This window comes from Streptomyces sp. NPDC093149, assembly GCF_044754145.1.
Lineage (GTDB): Bacteria > Actinomycetota > Actinomycetes > Streptomycetales > Streptomycetaceae > Streptomyces.
In genome coordinates, this window is the sequence record NZ_JBIVON010000017.1 from 98,021 (window position 1) to 118,903 (window position 20,883).

Consider the following 20,883-nt stretch of genomic DNA (forward strand, 5'->3'; position numbering starts at 1 on the left):
ACGACACCCGATCCGCTGTCCAGGTGCATGACAAGTCGGGAACGGCCCGCACCCGCCCGGCGCGCACCACGGACACCACACCCACCCGACCGCCCGCCACGCCGACCGTCGACCCACCCGCGGGGGACGCATCGATCAGTTGAGGATGCCGCCGCTTGCCGACGCGCCGGCCCGTGACCGTGAGCCCCCGACACATCACCCCGTCCCGCCCCAGCCGTGAGCAACTTGGGTTGACTATCTCCTTTAGTCAACTACAGTTGCTTACATGTCCGCCGCCGAGAACCCCCTTCCTCAAGAGCCCGCTGACACCCTGGCGGCTGTCGTGGCGCTGCGGCGCCTCGCCGATCAGCTGGAGGACGCCGCTGTCGAGCAGGCCATGCGAGCGGGCTGGAGCTGGCCACAGGTCTCCGAGGCACTCGGTGTCACCCGCCAGGCCGTCCACAAGAAGCACGCCAAGCGGCTCATCGCCGCCGGAGTCAAGCTGAGGAGGCGCGGCGATGAGCGCGTTTGACGAGTACCTGCACGCAGTCATCGTGCGGGCGACGCACGAAGCCCACGAGGACGGATCGACGACGATCGACGCGCACCATCTCCTGTTGTCGATCGCCGCCGATCAGGGGTCTGCCGCACAGCAGGTCCTGGCCTCGGCCGGGCTCGATCGCGCTGCTGTCCGCGAGGCACTGGACCGAGAGTTCGAGCACAGCCTGAGCGTGATCGGAGTGTCTCCGGCCGCCTATGACCTTCCCGGGCCGAGCCACTCTTCCCAGCAGCCCAAGATGGGTGCGTCCGCCAGACTCGCACTGGAGCGGAGCTTCGCCTCCGCCCGCAAGAAGGACCTGCGGTCGGCGCATCTGCTGCTCGGGATCCTGCAGGCTCAAATCGGCACCGTGCCACGTGCTCTCGCCCTGGCCGGTATCGATCAGGCCGAACTGGCGGACCGCGTACGACAGACGCTCAGCAGCCAGGATCAGTGACCGCAGGGAACGGCTGACGCAGCCCATTCACCCCGCGGCGGTGCCCTGGCCGGGGTGTGCAGCAGGCCCTGCAGGCATGCGCGATGGATCGCCTGCTGCGCCGGGGCCCAAGCCCCTGGCGAGAGCCGGTGAGCCACGGAATCGCGCTGCCGGTGGGCCACGGAGTCACGCTGTGGACAGGGGCCTGGCGGCCATCCGCGAGTCGCACATGACAAGGAGAACCACATGCATCCACACACCGCTCATACGGACAGCGGCCGACCGGGCGCCGAGCAACCCAAGGCTGCGGGCGCCTTGTCCGAGTCCGCACCGGCCTCAAGTGCCGACGACCACGAGCCGATCCGGCGGTTGCTTCAGCAAGCGGTGACTCAAGGCGGCCTGCCCGGCATTCTTGCCGAGGTCCGCGACGGCGACCGGCAGTGGTTCGGGACCGCAGGAGTGGCCGACACCCGAACCGGCCGCGAACGCTCACAGCACGACCGGTTCCGCATCGGCAGCATCAGCAAGACGTTCGTGGCCACCGTCGTGCTGCAACTGGCGGCCGAAGGCAAAGTGAGCCTGGACGACACCGTGGAGCAGTGGCTGCCCGGCGTGGTCCACGACGGTGCCGGGGTGAGCATCAGAATGCTGCTCAACCACACCAGCGGGATCTTCAACTACACCGATGACCAGGAGGCGTTGAACCGACACGAGACACACACCCCCGAGTCACTGGCGCAGATCGCCGTTTCCCATCCGCCCGCCTTCACACCGGGTTCGGGCTGGGCGTACTCCAACACCAACTACCTCCTCGCAGGCATGATCACCGAACGGGCCACCGGCCGCGGGCTCGCCGAGGAGATCACAGAACGGATCTCCCGCCCACTCGGCCTGACTGGCACGTACTTGCCGCACGGCAGCGACCCGACGATCCACGGGCCGCACTCCCGGCACTACACGAAACTGTTCCGGACCGACCCCGGTGCACCGGTCCACGACGCGACCGAGCTCGATTCATCCATGTTCTGGGCGGCCGGCGGCATGATTTCCACGGCCGGGGACCTCAACCGCTTCTTCGGCGCCCTGCTGGGGGGCCGGATACTGCCGCCGGACCAGCAACACGACATGTTCACCACCGTGCCCACCCGCGACTGGATCTCCAACGCCGCCTACGGCCTCGGCGTCTCCTCGGTCGGACTGCCGTGCGGGAAGACGGTCTGGGGCATGGGGGGTGCGCTCTTCGGATCGTGGTCCTACACCTACGGCGCCCGCGACGGCGAACAGCTGGTCACCACCAACGTCAACGGCGACTGGAGCGACGGCGGTTGGGACGACCCCATCGGTATCTTCACCGATCTCCTTCAGGCGAAGTTCTGCCGCCGGAGCGGTACCTGAACACCGGAGTCACGGCGCCGGCCGCGTGGTCCGCGCCAGGTCCGTCCGCGGCCCGGCGGGGACGTGGCACGACGACGGGGAGGTGGTCCCGCGCTGCGCCAGAGGGGCCTCCCGCTGTGGCTGCCGAAGCAGGTTCACGCGGTTGAGCCGGTAGAGGGGCCGGCACCGTCAGCCGTTCCTCGTCCGCCACGCCCGACGGCCGGAATCCCTACCCGCGGGTTACTTGCTCCCTGGTGCCCGAACGAGGACTACAGGGCCGAGTGGCGCAACTTCCGCGCGCGCCGGGAGCGATCCACCGGGATCGGGGCATCTTGTTGAGGTCCCCAGAGGCACATCTACACCCCCACGCCTCATCCCCGCCGGAGCAAGGGGTGCATGCACCATGCGGATGTCCAGGCCGGTCGCGCCCTCGGCGCCCACGAACCCGGGCCTCAAGCGGGACATCGGGCTGATCGGTCTCATCTGGGCCTCGGAGGGGTCCATCATCGGGTCCGGCTGGCTGTTCGGCGCACTGTTCGCCGCACAGGCAGCCGGCACGGCGGCACTCGTCTCCTGGGGAATCGGGGCGCTCGCCATCATCGTGCTGGCCTTCGTCCACGCCGAGCTGGGAGCCATGTACCCGGTCGCGGGCGGTACCGCCCGCTTCCCGCACTACGCGTTCGGCAGCGCCGCCGGCGCGTCCTTCGGGTGGTTCTCATGGCTCCAGGCCGTCACCGTGGCGCCGATCGAGGTCATGGCGTCGCTGAACTATCTCAGCGTCCACGCCCCCTGGGTGCAGACCGGTAAGAATCATCTGACCCCCGCGGGATACGGGCTGGCCGTCGCGTTCATGGCGTTCTTCGTGGTCGTCAACTTCTTCGGCATCAAATGGCTCGCCCACACCAACAGCGTGGCGACGTGGTGGAAGGTGGCTGTCCCCGTCTTCACCATCGTCGTTCTGGCCGCCACCACGTTCCACGGCGCCAACTTCGGTTACCAGGGCTTCGCCCCCTTCGGCGCCAAGGGCGTGCTCTCCGCCATCAGCACCAGCGGCATCATCTTCGCGCTGCTCGGCTTCGAGCAGGCGGATCAGCTGGCGGGCGAGAGCCGCGATCCCGCCAGGGACATCCCGCGCGCGGTCATCGGTTCGATTCTCATCGGCGTCCTCGTCTATGTGGCGCTTCAGGTCGTCTTCATCGCCGCCCTGCCGCACAGCGCGTTCGCCCATGGCTGGGCCGACCTCACCTTCAGCGGAAAGGCGGGCCCGTTCGCCGGGCTCGCCGCGTCCGTCGGACTCGGCTGGCTCGCCACGCTGCTGTACATCGACGCGGTCGTGTCACCGTCCGGCACGGGCCTGATCTACACCACGGCCACCTCACGGGTCTCCTACGGGCTGTCCCGCAACGGCTACGTCCCGGTGGTCTTCGAGCGCACCACCAAGCAGGGGGTCCCGTGGTTCAGCCTGCTCTTCGCCTTCGTGATCGGGCTCATCGTGTTCCTGCCGTTCCCCACGTGGCAGAAGCTGGTCGGCTTCGTCACGTCCGCCAGTGTGCTGATGTACGCGGGGGCGCCGCTGGCCTTCGGGTGCCTGCGCAAACAGGACCCGGACCGGCCTCGTCCGTACCGGCTGCGCGGGGGCATGTTCTGGGCACCCGTGGCCTTCATCGTCTCGAATCTGATCATCTACTGGGCGGGCTGGGACACCCTGTGGCGGCTCGGTGTGGCCATCGTGCTCGGCTATCTGCTGCTGGGCGGCTCCGCCCTGCTCAAGCTCAACCCGAGGGTTCCGCACATGAACTGGCGGTCCGCGCAGTGGCTGCCGGTCTACCTCGTGGGCATGGGTCTGATCTCCTGGCAGGGCGGTTTCTGCAGCACGGGCCCGGCATCGTCCGCTTCCTGCGGTGCGACCGACGCGCTTCCCCTGTGGTGGGACATCGCCCTCATCGCCGCCTTCAGTCTGGTGATCTACTTCTGGGCCCAGGCCGTCCGTCTCCCGGCCGAGGAGACCCAGGAGTACATCGGCTCCGTCGAGGTGGTACCCGGCGGGTGACCCGGCCCCGCCGGTCCTGCGGCCGCGGCGCCGTCACGGCCGGGTGACATCGCGGCCCGGGGGGCGTGTCAGGCGCTTTCGAAGACGCAGTCGCCGCACAGGCCACCCGCCGGGCAGCGGTAGTACAGGCAGCAACTGCGACGGCGGAACGCCGTGTCGTGCGGGCGGCCGGTGTTCCGCAGGTCCGGGTGGTCGAACAGTTCGGCGACCAGCGCGCGGGCCCGGCCCGACACATCGGGACGGCCGTGCTCACGGGCCCAGGCGACCAGTTCCCGCAGGGACCCTGCCAGCGCCGACCCCGCGTTGCCCCAGAGCAGCCGGTCCGACAGGGGGCCGTCCCGGTGGATCGCTTCGGCGAGGGGAACGAGATGGCCGTACTGAACGGCTTCCCGGATGTTCTCGGCCGTGGCGGGCAGCGTCGCGGCGGAGCTCAGCCACAGGTCGTCGGGAAAGGTGCGCAGCGGGTCCCAGAGCAGGAAATCGGGAGAAAGGGCGGGGAGGCGTCCGGTCAGGGCCGCCGGGCCGAGCGCGACGGACCAGAGGCGGGCGGCCAGCCCCAGGTGCGCGACGGAGGCGGCGACCCTGCGCTCGGAGGTGCCGAGCCGGTCGCCGACGGCGTCGATACGAGCCGTCAGCTGCGTGGACTCCCCCGCGTACAGGAGAGCCAGCGGCCGATGCGCCCCGTCGGGCGGCGCGGACGTCCGGAGTGCGAAGAATCCGGCCGGCGAATCCGCCGCGGGCTCGTCCATCACGCTGCTCCTTCCCGGCTCCCCGCCACCACCCCGATGACATCGCGGGCACCCGGATCGCCGCGCCCCGGCCCTCACCGTAACCCGTCGGAATGATCGCTCCGGGTCCCTCGGAGGGACGACTACCGTCGGGAGGAGGACACTGGGAGTGATCCCGTACTACCAAGGCAGTACGCCGGATCGCCGCCTCAAGGACGACGACGCAGCCACTTTGAAGAGACATCGTGGTGTACATGAGTTCCCTTGCGCTGTCCGTGCTTCTGTCATTGGTCTCCGCGGTCGCCTACGCGGCCGGGGCGATCGTCCAGGAGCGCGTGGCCACGGCTGGAGACGGCCGCTCGTTCGCACCCCTGCGCAACCCCGTCTGGTGGGCCGCCGTGGCACTGAACGGCGTGGGGGCGGTGCTGCACGTCGTGGCGCTGGCCTACGGTCCGCTCAGCCTCGTCCAGCCGCTCGGTGCGCTGACCATCGTCTTCGCCCTGCCGATGGCGGCGCTCTTCGTACGCCGCCGGGCGGGGGCCACCGCCTGGCGCGGCGCGATCACGGCGGCCGTCGGTCTGGCGGGACTGCTCGCACTCACCGGGAACGCCGAGTCGCACACCCTGAACGGCACGGATCAGCTGATGCTCGCCGGAGTCGCACTCGGCGTGGTCGCGGCGCTCTGCCTGATAGCCAAGGGGACGCACCGGCCGGTGGTGCGGAGCGTGATCCTGGCGGGTGGCGCGGGTGTGGCCTTCGGTATCGCCTCCGTGTTCACGAAGACGGTGGCGGTGCAGTGGGCCGCCGGTGCCGCGGGAGCCGGGATGCCGGCGTTGCTGGCGATCGGCGTGTTCGCGTCCGCCGGGCTACTGCTCTCCCAGGCCGCGTACCGGGGTGCCGGGCTGACCGCGCCGCTGGCCACCGTGACCGTGGTCAACCCGGTGATAGCCGCGGCTGTCGGCATCACTCTGTTCGACGAGCGGTTCCGGCACGGTACGACGGGCACGATGCTGGCCCTCGCCTGCGGGGTGGTCGCCGCGGGTGGGCTGATACTGCTGACGACGGAACGGCTGGGCGCGGAGCAGCGGGCCGGGAGTACGCACCCGGTCGCCCCGCGCGACCTGGCGGGCCTCGTCCCGGGCGACGTGATGTGCCCGGAGGACTCGGGCGCGGCTCCCGGCACGGAGGGCGTCGTGGAGCCGACGGTTGGTCCGTCTCAGCCTGATCGGACGGTCGTGGCTCGTCATGAGCCCGCACTGCCGACGCCCGCCTCGACCCTCGAAGCCGTCGCCGAAAGGTCCTCGGCAGCCCCGTCCCTGCAGCTGACGATGCCGCTGAAGCGTCGGCTCGGGCAGGTGGAGTTCACGACCGGCCTCTCTTCGCGTTCCCGCTCCGCACGGCGGGGCGGCACGTCGGCGGGGTCCGCCGCGCAGGTTGATCCGGACGGGCCCCGGAGCTCCGTTCAGACGCTGACGCCGCCCGCTCTGAGGTAGGCCAGCGGGTCGACGTCCGAGCCGTAGCCGGGACCGTTACGGATTTCGAAGTGCAGGTGCGGACCGGTGACGTTCCCGGTGGAGCCCGAGCGCGCGATCCGCTGTCCGGCGGAGACGTGCCGGCCCTCACGGACGTGAAGCGCGGACAGATGCGCGTACTGGCTGTACTTGCCGTCGCTGTGCCGGATCACGATCTGGTACCCGTACGCCCCCGCCCAGCCTGCCGAGACGACTGTGCCGGAACCCACCGCCTTCACCGAGGTACCGGTCGGGACGGGGAAGTCCACACCGGTGTGATAGCCGCTGGCCCAGGAACCGGACTGGTGGTACGGGGTGCCGATGCCTGCCGCGACCGGTGCGACGAGGCCGGAGTGCTTCTCCGCCCGCGCCGGTTCATGGGCCTCGGCCTTCTTGGGCTGCGCCTTCGGCTTCACGGCCCGGTGGTGCGGCTTCGCGGTCTCGTGCCGGGGCGTGGTCGCTTGCTGCTTCGGTGAGGCGGTCCGGTGCTGCGGCTTCGCCTTCTCGTGCGGTGCGGTCGCCGTCTGCGTCTTCGCTTTCGGCTTCGGCTTCGCCGCCGAGGCCGAACCCGCCCCGGAACCCTTCCTCGGTGCCCGGGACGCGTCCAGGCTCAGGCGCTGTCCTGGGAGGATGAGATCCGGATCGTCGCCCACGACCTCCCGGTTCCTCGCGTACAGATGCTGCCAGCCGCCCCGGACGTGCTCGGTCTCCGCAATGGCGGAGAGCGAGTCGCCACGGGCCACGGTGTACATCTCACGCTTGCCGGGCACAGTGGTCGGCGTGGCGGTCGCGGAGGTCCGCTTCGTCTCCGGCTTTGTGGCGGTGGCCTTGCCGGGCACCTTGGCCTGACCGGTCCGCTCCGACTGCGGGCTGATGTCGGGGGCGTCCCCGCCGCTGGTCAGCCCCGCCCGGGTCGAGCAGCCCGGCCAGGCGCCCGGCCCCTGCCCTTCGAGCACCTTCTCGGCGACGGCTATCTGCTGCCCCTTGGTGGCCAGATCGGCGCGCGGGGCGTAGACCGTGCCTCCGTAGGCGGCCCACGTCGACCGGGTGAACTGCAGGCCGCCGAAGTAGCCGTTGCCACTGTTGATGTGCCAGTCGCCGGTGGACTCGCAGGCGGCGACCTTCTCCCAGACGTCCGTCGAGGCGGCGCCTGCCGAGGCGGCCGCGATGAGTGGGAGCGCGATGCCCGCACCTCCGGCGGTGACCGTGAGCGAGGCACGGTTGAGCCGGCCGGGCTGGTATCTGCGGTGCCGTCCGTTTGCGGCCATGACTTGGCTCCCCCACTGGCAGTAGGACACGTCGCAAGCGCCCAACTTATGGGCAGACAAAGGCCGGTGACAAGGGAGCGAGGACAGTCCACCCGTCATGGACGGCTCGTCCGGGGGCGCGACGGGTGGCACGAGGGCTCCCGGGCCGGTGCGAAGTCGCGACGAACCCGGGGCGGGCCCGCGCAGCCGAAGGCCGATCAGGCCTGATGCCAGGTCAATTCAGTTTTCCAGAAACTCAGTCGAGGACGGCGAGGCGGAGCTGTCGAAGGCGCACCGGGTCGGCGATCACTTCGTACGCGGTGATCCTGTCGTTCTCGACGGTGAAGGTGAGCGCGAACAAGAGCCGTCCTCGCGGGGCCACGACGACACCCACCGCACCGTCGACCAGGGCGAGTTCCGCGAGCCGGGACCGTTGCGCCAGTGCGGCGGTGCCCTCCGCCACGGCCCGTGCGCCGCGGACCACGGTCCTTCCGCCCGGCGGCAGGGCGGCGGGATCGGCGCGGCGCACCACATCGGGGTCCAGCACGGCGAGGATCGCGCCGAGATCACCGGCGCGCGCGGCGGCGAGGAACTCCGAGACGACCTGCCGGTTCCGGGCGACCTCGGACGCCGGGACCACCGGCCTGCCCCGCACCTTTTGGCGCGCGCGGCTGGCGAGCTTCTTCGTGGCGACCGGTGTGCGCTCCACGATCGGCGCGATCTCGTCGAACGGCACGGCGTACATGTCGTGGAGCACGAACGCGACCCGTTCGGCGGGGCCCAGTGCGTCCAGCACGACGAGCAGGGCCCGGCTCACCGAGTCGGTCAGCAATGCCTCGCCCTCCGGATCTTCCCGGGGAGTCGCCCGCGCGGGGTTCGCGATGTGGTCGAGCGTCTCCTGCGCGGTCAGGTCCTCCCGCCGCGAGCTGCGGGAGCGCAGCATGTCGAGGCAGATGCGGGTCACCACGGTCCGGAGCCAGCCGCCCAGGTTGTCCACTTCGCCGGCGTCGATCCGACCGAGCCGCAGCCATGCCTCCTGCACGGCGTCATCGGCCTCGTCCAACGATCCGAGCATCCGGTAGGCGACTGCGCGCAGCCTGCCGCGCTGCGCCTCGAATCGTTCCGCCAGCCCGTCGCGCTCGTCCACCGGTCACCTTTCTCCGTCCCGCCCCGTCAGCTCCCATGACGAACGCAACGTAGCCGAAGTGACAGGAGAAGTGATGACGTCCTTGCTGCACCTGGATTCCAGCGCCAATCGTTCCGGTGAGTCCCTCAGCAGACAGCTGACCTCGCTGTTCGCGGACACTTGGCGGTCCGTGCACGGCACGGCCGGCTACCGGTACCGGGATCTGGCCGTCGACCCGGTGCCGCCGCTGGGCACCGCCTACTGCTCGCTCGGGCGACGCGTGGAGCGACACGGCCTCGTCCCGCCGCCCGAAGTCGACGCCCTGGTCGAGAGCCCGGCCGAGAAACGGGAGTGGGCACTGACCCGACCGCTCGTCTCCGAACTGCTGGCGGCCGACACCCTGCTGGTCGGTGCCCCGATGTACAACTACTCGGTGGCCGCCTCGCTGAAGGCGTGGATCGACCGGGTGGGCTTTCCCGGGGCTTTCACCGACCCTGACGCCGGGGAGAGCCTGCTGCGGGCTACGCGGGTGGTGGTGATCACCACGCAGGGCGGTTCCTACGGTCCGGGCACGCCACGCGAGGCATGGGACTTCCAAACGCCCTACCTGCGGACGTACTTCGGCGGGCAGGGCGTGTCGGACGAGAACCTGAGCTTCGTCGGCGTCGAGATGACCATGGCCGGGCTCGTCCCGCACCTGGCCCGTTTTCGGCCGCTGGCGGAGAGTTCGCTGGCCGCGGCGCGGGCCGAGGTGACCGCACTGGCCACGGCCGCGCCCCGGCCGGCGATGGACGCGATCGCGGGGACCACGCCGATGGCCGCAACCCGACCCGGGGCTCCGGGCTGATCCGGTCCGGCCGGCCCGCTCCGGCGCGCCCCCGCCCGCGTCCGCGCCGATCGAAGACCGGGACGTGCGGGAGCCCGCAGTCCCGGCACGTCCATACGGCCCATCACCGGCAGGCCGTCCCCACCCCCCGTATCCATACTGGAGAACCCGCCATTCCCGACACAGATTGCAGAGCAGACAGATGAGCGGCACTGCACAGATCGGCGTCACAGGCCTCGCGGTCATGGGCCGCAACCTCGCTCGGAACTTCGCACGCAACGGCTTCACGGTCGCCGTGCACAACCGGACGACCGCGAAGACGGACGCACTGGTCGAGGAGTTCGGCGATGAGGGCTCCTTCGTGGCCGCGCGTACACCGGAGGAGTTCGTCGCGGCGCTGGAACGTCCGCGTCGGCTCGTCATCATGGTCAAGGCGGGCGGTCCGACGGACGCCGTGATCCAGGAGTTCGCACCGCTCCTGGAGAAGGGCGACGTCATCATCGACGGCGGCAACGCGCACTTCGAGGACACCCGCCGCCGCGAGAAGCAGTTGCGCGAGCGCGGCATCCACTTCGTGGGAGTCGGCATCTCGGGCGGCGAGGAGGGTGCGCTGAACGGGCCGAGCATCATGCCGGGCGGCTCGGCCGAGTCGTACGCATCGCTGGGGCCGCTGCTGGAGAAGATCGCCGCCAAGGCGAAGGACGGCACCCCGTGCACCACCCACATCGGTCCCGACGGGGCCGGGCACTTCGTGAAGATGGTCCACAACGGCATCGAGTACGCGGACATGCAGCTGATCGCGGAGGCGTACGACCTGCTGCGCAGCGTCGCCGGCTACTCACCCGCGAAGATCGCCGAGACCTTCCGCGGCTGGAACACCGGCCGCCTCGACTCGTATCTGATCGAGATCACGGCGGAGGTCCTGGCCCATACCGACGCGGCCACCGGCAGGCCCTTCGTCGACATCGTGCAGGACCGGGCGGAGCAGAAGGGCACGGGCCGCTGGACGGTGCAGATCGCGCTGGATCTGGGAGTGCCCGTCTCCGGTATCGCGGAGGCCGTCTTCGCCCGCTCGCTGTCCGGCCACGCGGATCTGCGCGAGGCGGCGAAGGGTCTGGCGGGCCCGTCGGCCACGCCGCTCGGGGAGGCCGAGGCCGCCGCCTTCGCCGACCGGGTGGAGCAGGCGCTGTACGCGTCCAAGATCGTCTCGTACACGCAGGGGTTCCATCAGATCCGAGCGGGCAGCGAAGCGTACGACTGGAACATCGATCTCGGCGCGGTGGCGGCGATCTGGCGGGCCGGGTGCATCATCCGGGCGGCGTTCCTGGACCGGATCCGCGCGGCCTACGACGCCCGCCCCGACCTGCTCAGCCTGCTCTCCGACAAGCAGTTCGCGGCGGAGATCGGTGCGGCACAGGACGACTGGCGGGCGGTGGTCGCCGAGGCCGTGCGGCAGGGGGTGCCGACACCCGGTTTCGCGGCCGCGCTCTCGTACTACGACGGACTGCGCGCGGACCGGCTGCCCGCGGCGCTCACGCAGGGACAGCGCGACTTCTTCGGCGCGCACACGTACCGGCGCACCGACCGCGAGGGCTCCTTCCACACGCTCTGGGGCGGCGACCGCTCCGAGGTCGGGGCGGGCTGAGGCACGGGGCCCGGCGCGCGGTCGCCGGGTCCGGCCCGGTGCACGACGGCCCTCCGGGTCCCTCCCCCGCCCACCGGCCGGGGCATGAGCTGTCCCGGCGACGGAAGAGGGCGCACGGCGTCACGCCCGCGCGCGCTTCCCGGACGCCGGAATCACGGGCGCCGGAATCACGGGCGCCGGAATCACGGGCGCCGGAATCAGGGGCGCCGGAATCGCAGGTCATCGGAATCGCGAGGCGTCGGAATCGCGGGGCGTCGGGCTTCCCGGTGTCCGGGCGCGGGACTCGGGACCCGGGCGGACCCGACCGGGCGGTCGCCCGGTCGGCTCTCCCGGGGTGCGGCGTTGCCGTACGTGTGCGTAAGTGGCAACGGGGCCCGTTGTCGCCCCCGCACCGCTCGCCGTTGTCGTTCCGTACCGCTGACGCCCCATGGAGCCCCCGTATGCCCGACGCCACGCCGGAGCCGGTCACGGCGCAGCCCGTCGTCACGCCGCTGACCAGTGCGGCCCTGATCCTGGTTGCCACGATCGAGCCCGGTGGCGAGGCCGTCGTGCGCGAGGTGCTGCCGGCTCTTCCGGCGATCGCCCGCTCCATCGGATTCCGGTTCCCGGGCACCGAGTTGGTTTCCGTGACCGGTTTCGGTTCCCACGCCTGGGACCGGCTGTTCGCGGGCCCCCGGCCCGCGGGGCTCCACCCGTTCCAGGAACTGCACGGTGCCCGCCACCGTGCTCCGGCGACCCCGGGGGACCTGCTGTTCCACATCCGGGCCGAGCGGATGGACGTGTGCTACGAGTGGGCGTCCCAGTTGCTCGACCGGCTGGGCGGGTCGGTGAAGGTCGTCGACGAGACGCAGGGGTTCCGCTACTTCGACCACCGGGATCTGCTCGGCTTCGTGGACGGCACCGAGAACCCCGTCGGGGCGGACGCGCGGTCGGCGGCCCTGATCGGTCCGGAGGATCCGCAGTTCGCGGGCGGCAGTTACGTCATCGTGCAGAAGTATCTGCACGATCTCGCGTCCTGGAACGCGCTGAGCACCGAGGCACAGGAACGCGTCATCGGCCGCACGAAGTTCACCGACATCGAACTACCCGACGACGTCAAGCCCGCCGACTCGCATGTCGCCCTCAACACCGTCACCGACCCCGACGGCACGGAACGCGAGATCCTGCGGGCCAACATGCCGTTCGGCAGCTTCGAACAGGGCGAGTTCGGCACCTACTTCATCGGCTACGCCGCCGACCCGGGCGTGACCGAGCAGATGCTCCGCAACATGTTCCTCGGCGATCCGCCCGGAACGCACGACCGCATCCTCGACTTCTCGACAGCGGTCACCGGCACGCTCTTCTATGTCCCCGGCGCCGACTTCTTCGACGCCCCGCCGCCGTCGCCCGCGGTGACCGCCACCGAGACCCTGCCGGAGCCGGCGTCCGCCCCGGTGGCACGGCCCCCGGTCCCGGCCCGTCCGGACGACGGTTCGCTGCGCATCGGCAGCCTGCAAGGAAGCGCCCAGTGATGAACAACCTCCACCGCGAGCTCGCCCCTGTCACGGAAGCCGCCTGGGACCAGATCGAAGAAGAGGCCCGGCGCACCTTCAGCCGCCATCTGGCAGGCCGCCGTGTCGTCGACGTCACCGGTCCGGACGGCCCGGAACTGGCGGCCGTCGGCGACGGTCATCTGCGGGACATCGATCCACCCACGCCGGATGTGCTCGCCAGGGCCCGTACCTCGATGCCCGTCATCGACTGGCGGGTACCGTTCACCGTGACCCGGTCGGCCGTGGACGACGTCGAACGCGGTTCCGCCGACAGCGACTGGCAGCCCGTCAAGGACGCGGCCCGTACCTGCGCGTTCGCCGAGGACATGGCGATCATCGACGGGTACGCGTCGGCGGGCATCACCGGACTCCGGGACGGCTCCTCGCACGCACCGCTGCCGTTGCCTGCCGACGCCCGCGACTACCCGGCCGCCGTCAGCCAGGCGCTGACCCAGCTGCGGCTGGCCGGTGTCGACGGGCCGTACCGGTTGTTGCTCGGTGCGGACGCCTTCACCGAGGCGACCGAGACCTCCGACCACGGGTACCCGGTGGCCACCCATCTGACCCGGCTGCTCGACGACCAGATCCTGTGGGCCCCCGCCGTCACGGGCGGTGTGCTGCTGTCCACCCGTGGCGGCGACTTCGAGCTGCGCCTGGGCCAGGACCTGTCGATCGGCTACCTGGGCCACGACGCGACCAGCATCCGGCTCTACTTCCATCAGGCGTTCACGTTCCGGATGCTGACGCCCGAGGCCGTCGTCCCGATCATCGCCTGAGGACCTGCTACCGGTGCCCGGTCGCCGTGACGCGCCAGGTGAGGGTCTCGGTGGCCAGGGCACGGACCGCGGGGTCGCGGATGGCGTCGGTGCGGTCGACCGCCTCGGCGGTCACCTCGTGGCCGCGGCCGTCCGCGCGGACACCGAGCGAGGCCGGGGTGACGAAGGTGCGGCCCCGGGCGACGACCCTTTCGACGCCGTCGACGTACCAGCGCAGATCGGTCCTGGCGAGTCCGGCGGCGGCGCCGGGCCGGTGTGCGGGGGGCTTGGTGCCGACAGCCCCGAGGTCCGCGAGGGTCACCGTGATACCGCGGCCCCGGCCCACGGCCGTCTCCGTGTCGACGGTGCTGCTCAGCGCGTTGCCCGCGCGGTAGAACCCCGCGATCATCGCCTCACGTCCGGGCAGATTGAACTCGGTGTTGCTCAGCTCACGCATGATCGATGAGGCGGTCGGCCGCTGGATGCCGAACGGGTAGTAGGCGCTTCCCTCGTACGTGCCGACCGTGCCGCCGGACGGGTCGCTCCGCCCCAGCCAGCGGTACCACTTGGCGCGCTTCTCGATGAGCTGCTCCGGCGTGTACGTGGTGGAGTTGATGCCGCCCGGCTCGCCTCCGGTCCAGGTGCCGTACGCGTCGTACGTGTACTCGTCGTCGAGCAGTCCCACCGAGTGCCCGATCTCATGAGCGGCGATCAGGCTCGACGAGGCGTGGTCGGAGGAGAGCGTGGAGACCCCGTCGAAGGGGTACCCCTCGGCCTGCAGTCCGGAGTATCCCGCGCCTCCGTACTTGGTGGAGTTGGCGATCACCACCACGAGGTCGGCCGCCGGGGCCTTCGCGGCGTACGCGGCCACCTTGTCGATGTCGGTGCAGATCAGCCGCTCGGTGTCCGCGCACCAGAAGTAGCTGCCGAGTGCGGTGTCCCGGGCGGTGTCCGTTCCGGGATCGCCGCTGATACCGGAGTCACGCGAGACGGCGTCGACGGTCCAGACGTTGAACAGACCCTGGTAGCTCCTGTACGGCTCCAGGGCGGTGATGTCGGCCCATTTGGCGGTGGCGTCCGCGTGGAAGTCGTCCTGCTGGTCCGCCGTGTAGCCGTCCCCGATGATCACGACGTCCAGCCGGTCGTCGGTGGGGCCGGTCACGGCCTGCCGGCCCACCGTGCCGTCGGCGGCGGCTCCGGCAGCGCTCAGCGGGGCTGCGGTACGGCCGCCCCGCTGGGCGGAGGTGGTCGTGGGGACCTCCACGGTCCTGCCCGGACCGCCGGGGTCGGGGAAGTACTCGGCCTGAACGCGTCGTCCGCCGTCGCGGTCCGCGGCGGTGACCGACGCCGAGGCGGGTGCGGCGGCCACGGCCAGGAGACCGACGAGAACGAATCCCGCCACCGTTCCTGTTGCTCGGCGCGCGTGGGGGCGTATGCGCATGGACAACTCCTCCAGGTCCTGGGGTACTTCGGACTGCCCGTCGTCACGTAACCCATAAGTTAAATCGATTTAAGCCGACGCTTAACATAGAAGCGTGCGGCGTTCCCAACAAGACCGGGGAGCCTGTCGGTTGAGCCACCCAACCGGGCATTTACGATGCATGGGCCACATTTCGAGGCCGGGCGAGGCGGAAGGACGGGGTGCGATGAACGAGAAGCGCACAGCGGGACGAGGAGCCGGCACGTTCCCCGGAGAGGAGCCGCACGTCGCCGACGCCCCGAACTCCTCGCACGGATCCGACAGTGATGCCGAAGCCATCGGGCGGCGCGTGCAACGGCTGCGAGCCGAACGCGGCTTGACTCAACGCCAGCTGGCCGAGCCCGCGTACACCCCGGCCTACGTCTCCACTCTGGAGGCGGGCCGGGTACGCCCGTCGGAAGCGGCCGTGCGCCATCTCGCCGAGCGGCTCGGCGTGACGTACGAGGAGCTGGCGACGGGGCGCCCCGCCCATCTCGCCACCGATCTGAGGCTGAGGCTCGTGGAGGCCCAGCGGACGCTGGCCACGGGCGCCGCCGAGGACGCCGCCGCCACCTACTCCCGACTGCTCGCCGAGGCCGAGGGGCTCGGTCTCGGCGAGGAACGCGCCACGGCACTCCTCGGGCTCGGCCAGTGCGCGCTGGAGACGGGTGATCTGCCCGTGGCCCGTGAGTACTTCGAGAGCGCGGAGCAGATCCTCCGGGACGCACCGCTCCCCCGCCGCGCCCCGGCCGTCCGCGGCCGGGCGGTCGCCCATCTCCTGGCGGGCGAACTCCGCTACGCCTGCTACCTGCTGGAAAGCGCCATCGACGAGCTGAACTCCTCCGGACTGCAGGACCCCGGCGCGCTGCTGCTGCTGTACACGGCCTCGATCGCCCCGTACATGGACATGGGCGCCCACGCCCGCGCCGCACAGGCGGGTGAGCTGGCGCTGGCTCTCGCACCGCAGGTGTCCGATCCCGAGCTGGTCGCCGGACTGCACCGAAGCGTCGCCCGCACACTGATCGCGGCGGGCCGCACCACGGAGGCCGACGCCTCCCTCGCGAAGGCCGCCGAGATCTACCAGCAGCTCCAGATCCGTACGGAAATGGCGCACTGCCACTGGATGCGTGGTTACGTGCGCGCACAGGACGGCGACCTGTCCGGCGCCGAGGCCGAACTGCGCGCCGCCCGCGACATGCTGGCGTCGAAGCGGGCCGCGCTGTACACGGCACAGGTCGAGGTGGAACTGGCGGACGTACTGCGCCGAAGCGGCAGGACGACCGAGGCCCGGGAACTGCTGCACCGGCTCCTGGGCGAACTGCACCCCGAACGGGGGTCGGTCCACGCCGGAGGCGCGCACCGGCTGCTCGGCCTCGTCCACGAGGACGAGGGGGACCTCGAAGCCGCCGAGGAACACTACGTCTCGGCGCTGGCCCTGCTGGAACGGGCGGGCGCGGCGGGCGATCTCGCGGACATCTGCCGGCTGCTGGGAGATCTGTTGCGCCGCCTCGGCCGTACCGAGGCGGCGATGGACGCCTACCGGACCGGACTCGGACACCGCGCCTCCCCCGGCAGCACCACGCTGGGACCGGCGCCGGTACGTCCGCCCGCGGCCCGGGTTCCGTCGGACGGGGCCGGACCGTCGGCCCGCCACACCCCCGCACCGGGCACGCCTCGACGGCCCGCGTGAGCGGGCGGCGCCCGTAGCGCCGGAGGCGAGGGGCCATGTCCGGCCGGACGGCCGGTCCGGTCCGGTCCCCGGGACAGCAACGGCAGCAAGTACCGACGGCCCCGGAGGGCTTCAGCCGAATTTAATAGCCATGTACACAGTATCCATGTACATTAATTCTCATGAGCAGCACATCCGAGGGACCGACCCCCGGTTTCCTGGTCTGGCGTCTGTCCATGAAGTGGCGGGTGGCCGTGGACCGGGCGATCGGGCCGCTCGGCCTGACACACGCGCAGTACTCCCTGCTGGGATCCCTGCTCGGCATGCAGCAGTCGGGACTGAGGCCCAGTCAGCGCCGGCTGGCGGATCACGCCGGCCTCGAACCGCTCTACGTGTCGAAGCTCGCCCGCGCCCTGGAGGCCGCCGGCCTCATCGAGCGCACGACCGACCCCGGCGACACCAGGGCGGTCCAGCTCTCGCTGACCGATGCGGGGCGCACGGTCACGCTCCGCGCGGTCGATGTCGTGCGCGATCTCCTCGATCAGCAACTGGCCCCGCTGGGCGGTCTGGACGGTGCGGACACCGAGGTGTTCATCCGCACCGTGACAGCTCTTCTCGACGTTCCGATTCCCTCAGTCCCGACTCCATCGACCAAAGAGACCAAAGAGACCAAGGAGTAGTCATGTCTGCCGCACCGACCGTCAACGGCCAGATCATAGGCCAGGCCCATTACGCCACCCGGGCCGTACTCGAACGACTGCTGGCCGCCACCGGAACCACGTTCCACCAGTCGGTGGCGCTGAACGCCACCGCGGACCACGACGCGGCGACGGAGCGGGCCGGGCTCGTCGACCGTATGACCGGCACACTGAAGATCGACGCGGAAGTCGCCGAGACGGTGCTGGCCGAACTGGCCGCCGCAGGGCTGATGGAAGAGGTCCCTGGTGACACTCCGCGCGTCGTGCTCACGGCCGCGGGTCGTGCCCGGCACGAGGCGAACCGGGCCGGAATCGCCGAGATCACGGCCCGGCTGTACGGGGATCTGCCGGCCGAGGACCTGGCCGTGGCCGGCCGCGTGCTCACCGAGGTCACCGCGCGGGCGAACGCGGCCCTGGCCGGGGTCTGAGACGCGCCGCCGGGGCGCGCCGGACCCGTTGGGCACACCCGGGCAGGTCATCCGGCCGGCTGGGGGGCGGGCTGCGGCTCCGGTGGCGGCTGCGGAATCGGATCCGGCGAGGGGCCGGGCGGAACGGGTCCGGGCGGCGGTGGCGGCGGCTCCGGAAGCGGTGACGGCGGCCCGGGCATCGGTCCGGGGGTGGGAGCCGGGGGTACGGGGTCGGGGTACGGATCGGACATCAGGAGCCTCCGAACGGTTCGGGGTGGATCTCCTTCCACCGTCCCCCGGAGCGGCTGGCCGCGCCCGGTGAGTCCATGCGTACGGGTTCGGGATGCTCCGCCCGGGTCTCTCCGCGCCCCGTTCGGCGCCTCAGCGCGCCGCTGCGACTGCGGCGGTCAGGCCCGGCCGGGGGCTGGAGAGCACCGGGATCCGGGTGACCGTCCGGGAAACCGCATCAGCCATGGACGCCTGGGCCAGCACGATCACGTCGGCCTCCGTCACCGCGTCGGCCGCGGCCGCGACCAGGTCCAGATAGCCGTCGCGGTCACCGGCCTCGAAGCGCGCCCAGGCCCCGTCGACCACAACGGTACGGACCTCGACCGGCCGCTCCCCCGCCTCCTCGGCCAGCAGTGCGAGCGTCGGTGCCAGAGTGCCGGTGATCGCGGCGAGAACCACCACGCGCCCCCGCCGCACGGCAGCGGCCGCCATCGGACGGTCGACACGCAGCACGGGGACGCCGATCACCGACGAGACCGACTCGGCGACCGCGCCGATCGTCGAACACGTGCAGAGCACGGCGGAGGCCCCTTCGGCGACAACGCCCGCGAGCAGCGCCCGGATCTCGCCCGACACCGCTTCGGGACCCGACTCCCTGGCCCGGAGCAGCAGATCCTCGTCCACGAGATGGCGCAGGGCGAGTCCGGGATGATCCGCGTCCCGAAGGGCGTCGAAGACGGGGACGTGGACAGGGGAGGTGTGCAGCAGCGCGAGTGTCACGGCCCGAACGGTACAGCCCCCGCCCACCGCCGATCAGTACAGCTCGGGCCGGGACGTGAGCTGCTTCTTCGCCTGCTCCACCAGTTCCGTCGGCGCCGCAGGAGCCTTGTCGGGATGCCGCTCCGCCCACTTCGCGGCATACGGGCAGAGCGGGACGACGGGCACGCCCTCACGTCCCGCCATGGCGTAGAACTCCTGGACGAGAGCGCCCGCGATGCCCTTGCCCTCGTGGCCTGGTTCGACGACGGTGTGCACGGCGACCAGTGCGGCCGGCTCACCGTCCATCACGAAGTACGCGATGATTCCGGCGGCCTTGCCGCTCTCGTGGGCGAACAGATTTCCGCTCGCCCGGTCGTCGCGGATGTCGAGTTCGACCCCGCCGGTCCGTTCTGCCATGGCGGGTGCTCCCTCAGCGATCGAGCCGGGTCAGCGCGCCGGGACGACAGCGCGCGGGCTCCGATCGGTGGCGCTGCCGGGCACGGGTTCGGACGCGTCGGCGCCGACCCCGACCAGACGGTTGCCGGCGTCGACGTGCACGACGCGCGGGGTCAGCCGACGGGCCTCGGCATCCTCGACCTGGGCGTAACTGATCAGGATGACCAGGTCACCGGGGTGGACGAGGTGGGCGGCGGCGCCGTTGATACCGATGACACCGGAGCCGCGTTCCCCCTCGATGACGTACGTCTCCAGACGGGCGCCGTTGTCGATGTCGACGATGTGCACCAGCTCACCGGGCAGCAGATCCGCGGCCTCCATCAGCTCGGCATCGACGGTCACAGAACCGACGTAGTGCAGGTCGGCCTGGGTGACGGTGGCACGGTGGATCTTGGATTTGAACATTGTACGCATCATCGAGGTACTCCTGGAGCTAGGCTCCCTGCCTGCATTTTTGCAGGTCAAGGGCGATTTCCCTACCTTACAGCGAGTCGCATGTTCGGTCAGCTTTCACCAGGTTCTTGAGGACTGATGCTGACCAATTGCTGACTTTTCTGACGTACCGTCAGGCAGGTTTCGAGGGGCTCAGCTAGCTCACTCGCTCCCCCGCCGCGACGACAACGCCAGCCTATGCAACGACCGTCGGCAGCCGTCCGGGACCACCCTCGCTGTGAGCGGACCCACGACGGCGGGCCGATGGTCGGCACGCGTCGTCGCTTGCACACGCATCAATCCGCCCAGGCCGCGGCACCTACTCCGACGCACTTGGCGGCGCCGCTCGCGGCTCGCCACGGGCAATGACAACATCCAGGCGGGCGCGGCAACATAGCGGCAAAAGCCCGGTTAGCCAAACCGGGGATTCTCGTGACCATGGGTGTTGTCCGCGCGACAGCACCTGGCGATGCCTCTCAGCGGGCGCACACCAATTCCTGCCAGACCGCGCTGCTCCGTTTCGGGATCGGCACGGCCCAGCCCCAAAGGAGCACCATTGCCCACAGCCCCGCAAACGCCCCCCGAAGGGACGATCTCTGGAACCAGCGCGCCCCACGGGAGACGCCCGGTCGAGCCCGCACTCATGGACTCGACCGAGGTTGCGACGATGCTCAACATGTCCCGGAGCTGGGTCTACAAGGAAGCTTCGAAGCTCGGCCTGAAGGGCTACAAACTCGGCCGAGGCAGGAACGCGAAGGTCCTCTACAAGAAGACCGAGGTCTTCAAGTGGCTGGAGCAGCAGAAGATCCATTAGTGGCGATCGCCAACGACGCCGGGTATCGCGGCGAAACCGCCGCACGCCGGTGCGCAAAGTGACACCATTGAGGAAATGACGACGCACCCGTTCCAGGACGTGACACACGCCCCAGGGCCCTAGGGTCTGTTTCTTGGATCATGTTCGGAGCCAGATCGCGAGGGCCGCGAGGGTGACGGTGCCGAGGTAGATGTAGGCGCGTTTCTCGTAGCGG

The 20,883-nt window shown here is 70.6% G+C and carries 20 protein-coding genes; 13 read left to right on the forward strand and 7 right to left on the reverse strand.

Annotated elements, in window-relative coordinates; genetic code table 11:
• Positions 1-265 precede the first annotated feature (265 nt).
• The 4 genes from ACIQCZ_RS35035 (at position 266) to ACIQCZ_RS35050 (ending at position 4,377) form a co-directional block, all read left to right on the forward strand.
• A complete protein-coding gene (locus ACIQCZ_RS35035; protein WP_402288754.1) occupies positions 266-511 on the forward strand; it encodes a hypothetical protein in 246 nt (81 codons plus the stop codon).
• Positions 498-974: a Clp protease N-terminal domain-containing protein gene (locus ACIQCZ_RS35040; protein WP_402288756.1), complete on the forward strand. Its 477-nt coding sequence runs from the start codon at positions 498-500 to the stop codon at positions 972-974. Before ACIQCZ_RS35035 ends, ACIQCZ_RS35040 begins: the two co-directional genes overlap by 14 nt.
• A 225-nt stretch (positions 975-1,199) precedes the next feature.
• A complete protein-coding gene (locus ACIQCZ_RS35045; RefSeq protein WP_402288758.1) occupies positions 1,200-2,348 on the forward strand; it encodes a serine hydrolase domain-containing protein in 1,149 nt (382 codons plus the stop codon).
• A gap of 382 nt (positions 2,349-2,730) precedes the next feature.
• Positions 2,731-4,377: an APC family permease gene (locus tag ACIQCZ_RS35050; RefSeq protein WP_402288760.1), complete on the forward strand. Its 1,647-nt coding sequence runs from the start codon at positions 2,731-2,733 to the stop codon at positions 4,375-4,377.
• A gap of 68 nt (positions 4,378-4,445) precedes the next feature.
• Here the strand turns inward: ACIQCZ_RS35050 and ACIQCZ_RS35055 are convergent, their stop codons facing one another.
• On the reverse strand, positions 4,446-5,126 hold the full coding sequence (locus ACIQCZ_RS35055; protein ID WP_402288763.1) for a (2Fe-2S)-binding protein: 681 nt from the start codon (positions 5,124-5,126) through the stop codon (positions 4,446-4,448).
• Between the two features lie 233 nt (positions 5,127-5,359).
• Between ACIQCZ_RS35055 and ACIQCZ_RS35060 the strand changes: the two genes are divergently transcribed.
• Positions 5,360-6,598 carry a DMT family transporter gene (locus tag ACIQCZ_RS35060; protein WP_402288765.1) on the forward strand — a complete coding sequence of 413 codons (1,239 nt, stop codon included), beginning with the start codon at positions 5,360-5,362 and terminating at the stop codon, positions 6,596-6,598.
• On the opposite strand, the gene ACIQCZ_RS35065 is transcribed toward ACIQCZ_RS35060, so the two are convergent.
• On the reverse strand, positions 6,568-7,884 hold the full coding sequence (locus ACIQCZ_RS35065) for a peptidoglycan DD-metalloendopeptidase family protein (protein WP_402288768.1): 1,317 nt from the start codon (positions 7,882-7,884) through the stop codon (positions 6,568-6,570). The two genes, ACIQCZ_RS35060 and ACIQCZ_RS35065, sit on opposite strands and share 31 nt — an antisense overlap.
• A 235-nt stretch (positions 7,885-8,119) precedes the next feature.
• Positions 8,120-9,010, reverse strand: a complete 891-nt coding sequence (locus ACIQCZ_RS35070) for a sigma-70 family RNA polymerase sigma factor (protein ID WP_402288771.1) — start codon at positions 9,008-9,010, stop codon at positions 8,120-8,122.
• Positions 9,011-9,083: 73 nt separating this feature from the next.
• On the opposite strand from ACIQCZ_RS35070, the gene ACIQCZ_RS35075 reads away from it, so the two are divergent.
• The 4 genes from ACIQCZ_RS35075 to ACIQCZ_RS35090 all read left to right on the forward strand — a co-directional run bounded on the left by ACIQCZ_RS35075 (position 9,084) and on the right by ACIQCZ_RS35090 (position 13,768).
• Positions 9,084-9,836 carry an FMN-dependent NADH-azoreductase gene (locus ACIQCZ_RS35075; protein WP_402288772.1) on the forward strand — a complete coding sequence of 251 codons (753 nt, stop codon included), beginning with the start codon at positions 9,084-9,086 and terminating at the stop codon, positions 9,834-9,836.
• Positions 9,837-10,017: 181 nt separating this feature from the next.
• A complete protein-coding gene (gene gndA / locus ACIQCZ_RS35080; protein WP_402288774.1) occupies positions 10,018-11,460 on the forward strand; it encodes an NADP-dependent phosphogluconate dehydrogenase in 1,443 nt (480 codons plus the stop codon).
• A 440-nt stretch (positions 11,461-11,900) separates the two neighbouring features.
• Positions 11,901-12,971, forward strand: a complete 1,071-nt coding sequence (locus tag ACIQCZ_RS35085; RefSeq protein WP_402288776.1) for a Dyp-type peroxidase — start codon at positions 11,901-11,903, stop codon at positions 12,969-12,971.
• Entirely contained in the window at positions 12,971-13,768 is a 798-nt protein-coding gene (locus tag ACIQCZ_RS35090) for a family 1 encapsulin nanocompartment shell protein (RefSeq protein WP_402288779.1), read from the forward strand. Before ACIQCZ_RS35085 ends, ACIQCZ_RS35090 begins: the two co-directional genes overlap by 1 nt.
• A gap of 7 nt (positions 13,769-13,775) precedes the next feature.
• On the opposite strand, the gene ACIQCZ_RS35095 is transcribed toward ACIQCZ_RS35090, so the two are convergent.
• Positions 13,776-15,188, reverse strand: coding sequence for a M64 family metallopeptidase (locus tag ACIQCZ_RS35095; protein WP_402288781.1), 1,413 nt, complete (start codon positions 15,186-15,188; stop codon positions 13,776-13,778).
• 205 nt (positions 15,189-15,393) lie between these two features.
• On the opposite strand from ACIQCZ_RS35095, the gene ACIQCZ_RS35100 reads away from it, so the two are divergent.
• The 3 genes from ACIQCZ_RS35100 to ACIQCZ_RS35110 all read left to right on the forward strand — a co-directional run bounded on the left by ACIQCZ_RS35100 (position 15,394) and on the right by ACIQCZ_RS35110 (position 18,001).
• Complete coding sequence (locus ACIQCZ_RS35100) at positions 15,394-16,896, forward strand: tetratricopeptide repeat protein (RefSeq protein ID WP_402288783.1); 1,503 nt, start codon at positions 15,394-15,396, stop codon at positions 16,894-16,896.
• A 161-nt stretch (positions 16,897-17,057) separates the two neighbouring features.
• Positions 17,058-17,555, forward strand: a complete 498-nt coding sequence (locus ACIQCZ_RS35105) for a MarR family winged helix-turn-helix transcriptional regulator (RefSeq protein ID WP_402288784.1) — start codon at positions 17,058-17,060, stop codon at positions 17,553-17,555.
• 2 nt (positions 17,556-17,557) lie between these two features.
• Positions 17,558-18,001 (forward strand): hypothetical protein, encoded by a 444-nt coding sequence (locus tag ACIQCZ_RS35110; protein ID WP_402288787.1) that lies wholly within the window; start codon positions 17,558-17,560, stop codon positions 17,999-18,001.
• 360 nt (positions 18,002-18,361) lie between these two features.
• Here ACIQCZ_RS35110 and ACIQCZ_RS35115 read toward each other — a convergent pair whose 3' ends face one another.
• Genes ACIQCZ_RS35115 through panD form a run of 3 tightly spaced genes read right to left on the reverse strand, consistent with a single transcriptional unit; the run spans position 18,362 to position 19,840 of the window.
• Entirely contained in the window at positions 18,362-18,988 is a 627-nt protein-coding gene (locus ACIQCZ_RS35115) for an aspartate/glutamate racemase family protein (RefSeq protein WP_402288789.1), read from the reverse strand.
• A 33-nt stretch (positions 18,989-19,021) separates the two neighbouring features.
• Entirely contained in the window at positions 19,022-19,384 is a 363-nt protein-coding gene (locus ACIQCZ_RS35120) for a GNAT family N-acetyltransferase (RefSeq protein WP_402288791.1), read from the reverse strand.
• A 30-nt stretch (positions 19,385-19,414) separates the two neighbouring features.
• Complete coding sequence (gene panD / locus ACIQCZ_RS35125) at positions 19,415-19,840, reverse strand: aspartate 1-decarboxylase (protein WP_402288793.1); 426 nt, start codon at positions 19,838-19,840, stop codon at positions 19,415-19,417.
• Positions 19,841-20,498: 658 nt separating this feature from the next.
• Between panD and ACIQCZ_RS35130 the strand changes: the two genes are divergently transcribed.
• Positions 20,499-20,669: a helix-turn-helix domain-containing protein gene (locus ACIQCZ_RS35130; protein WP_219613405.1), complete on the forward strand. Its 171-nt coding sequence runs from the start codon at positions 20,499-20,501 to the stop codon at positions 20,667-20,669.
• The last annotated feature ends 214 nt before the right edge of the window (positions 20,670-20,883 follow it).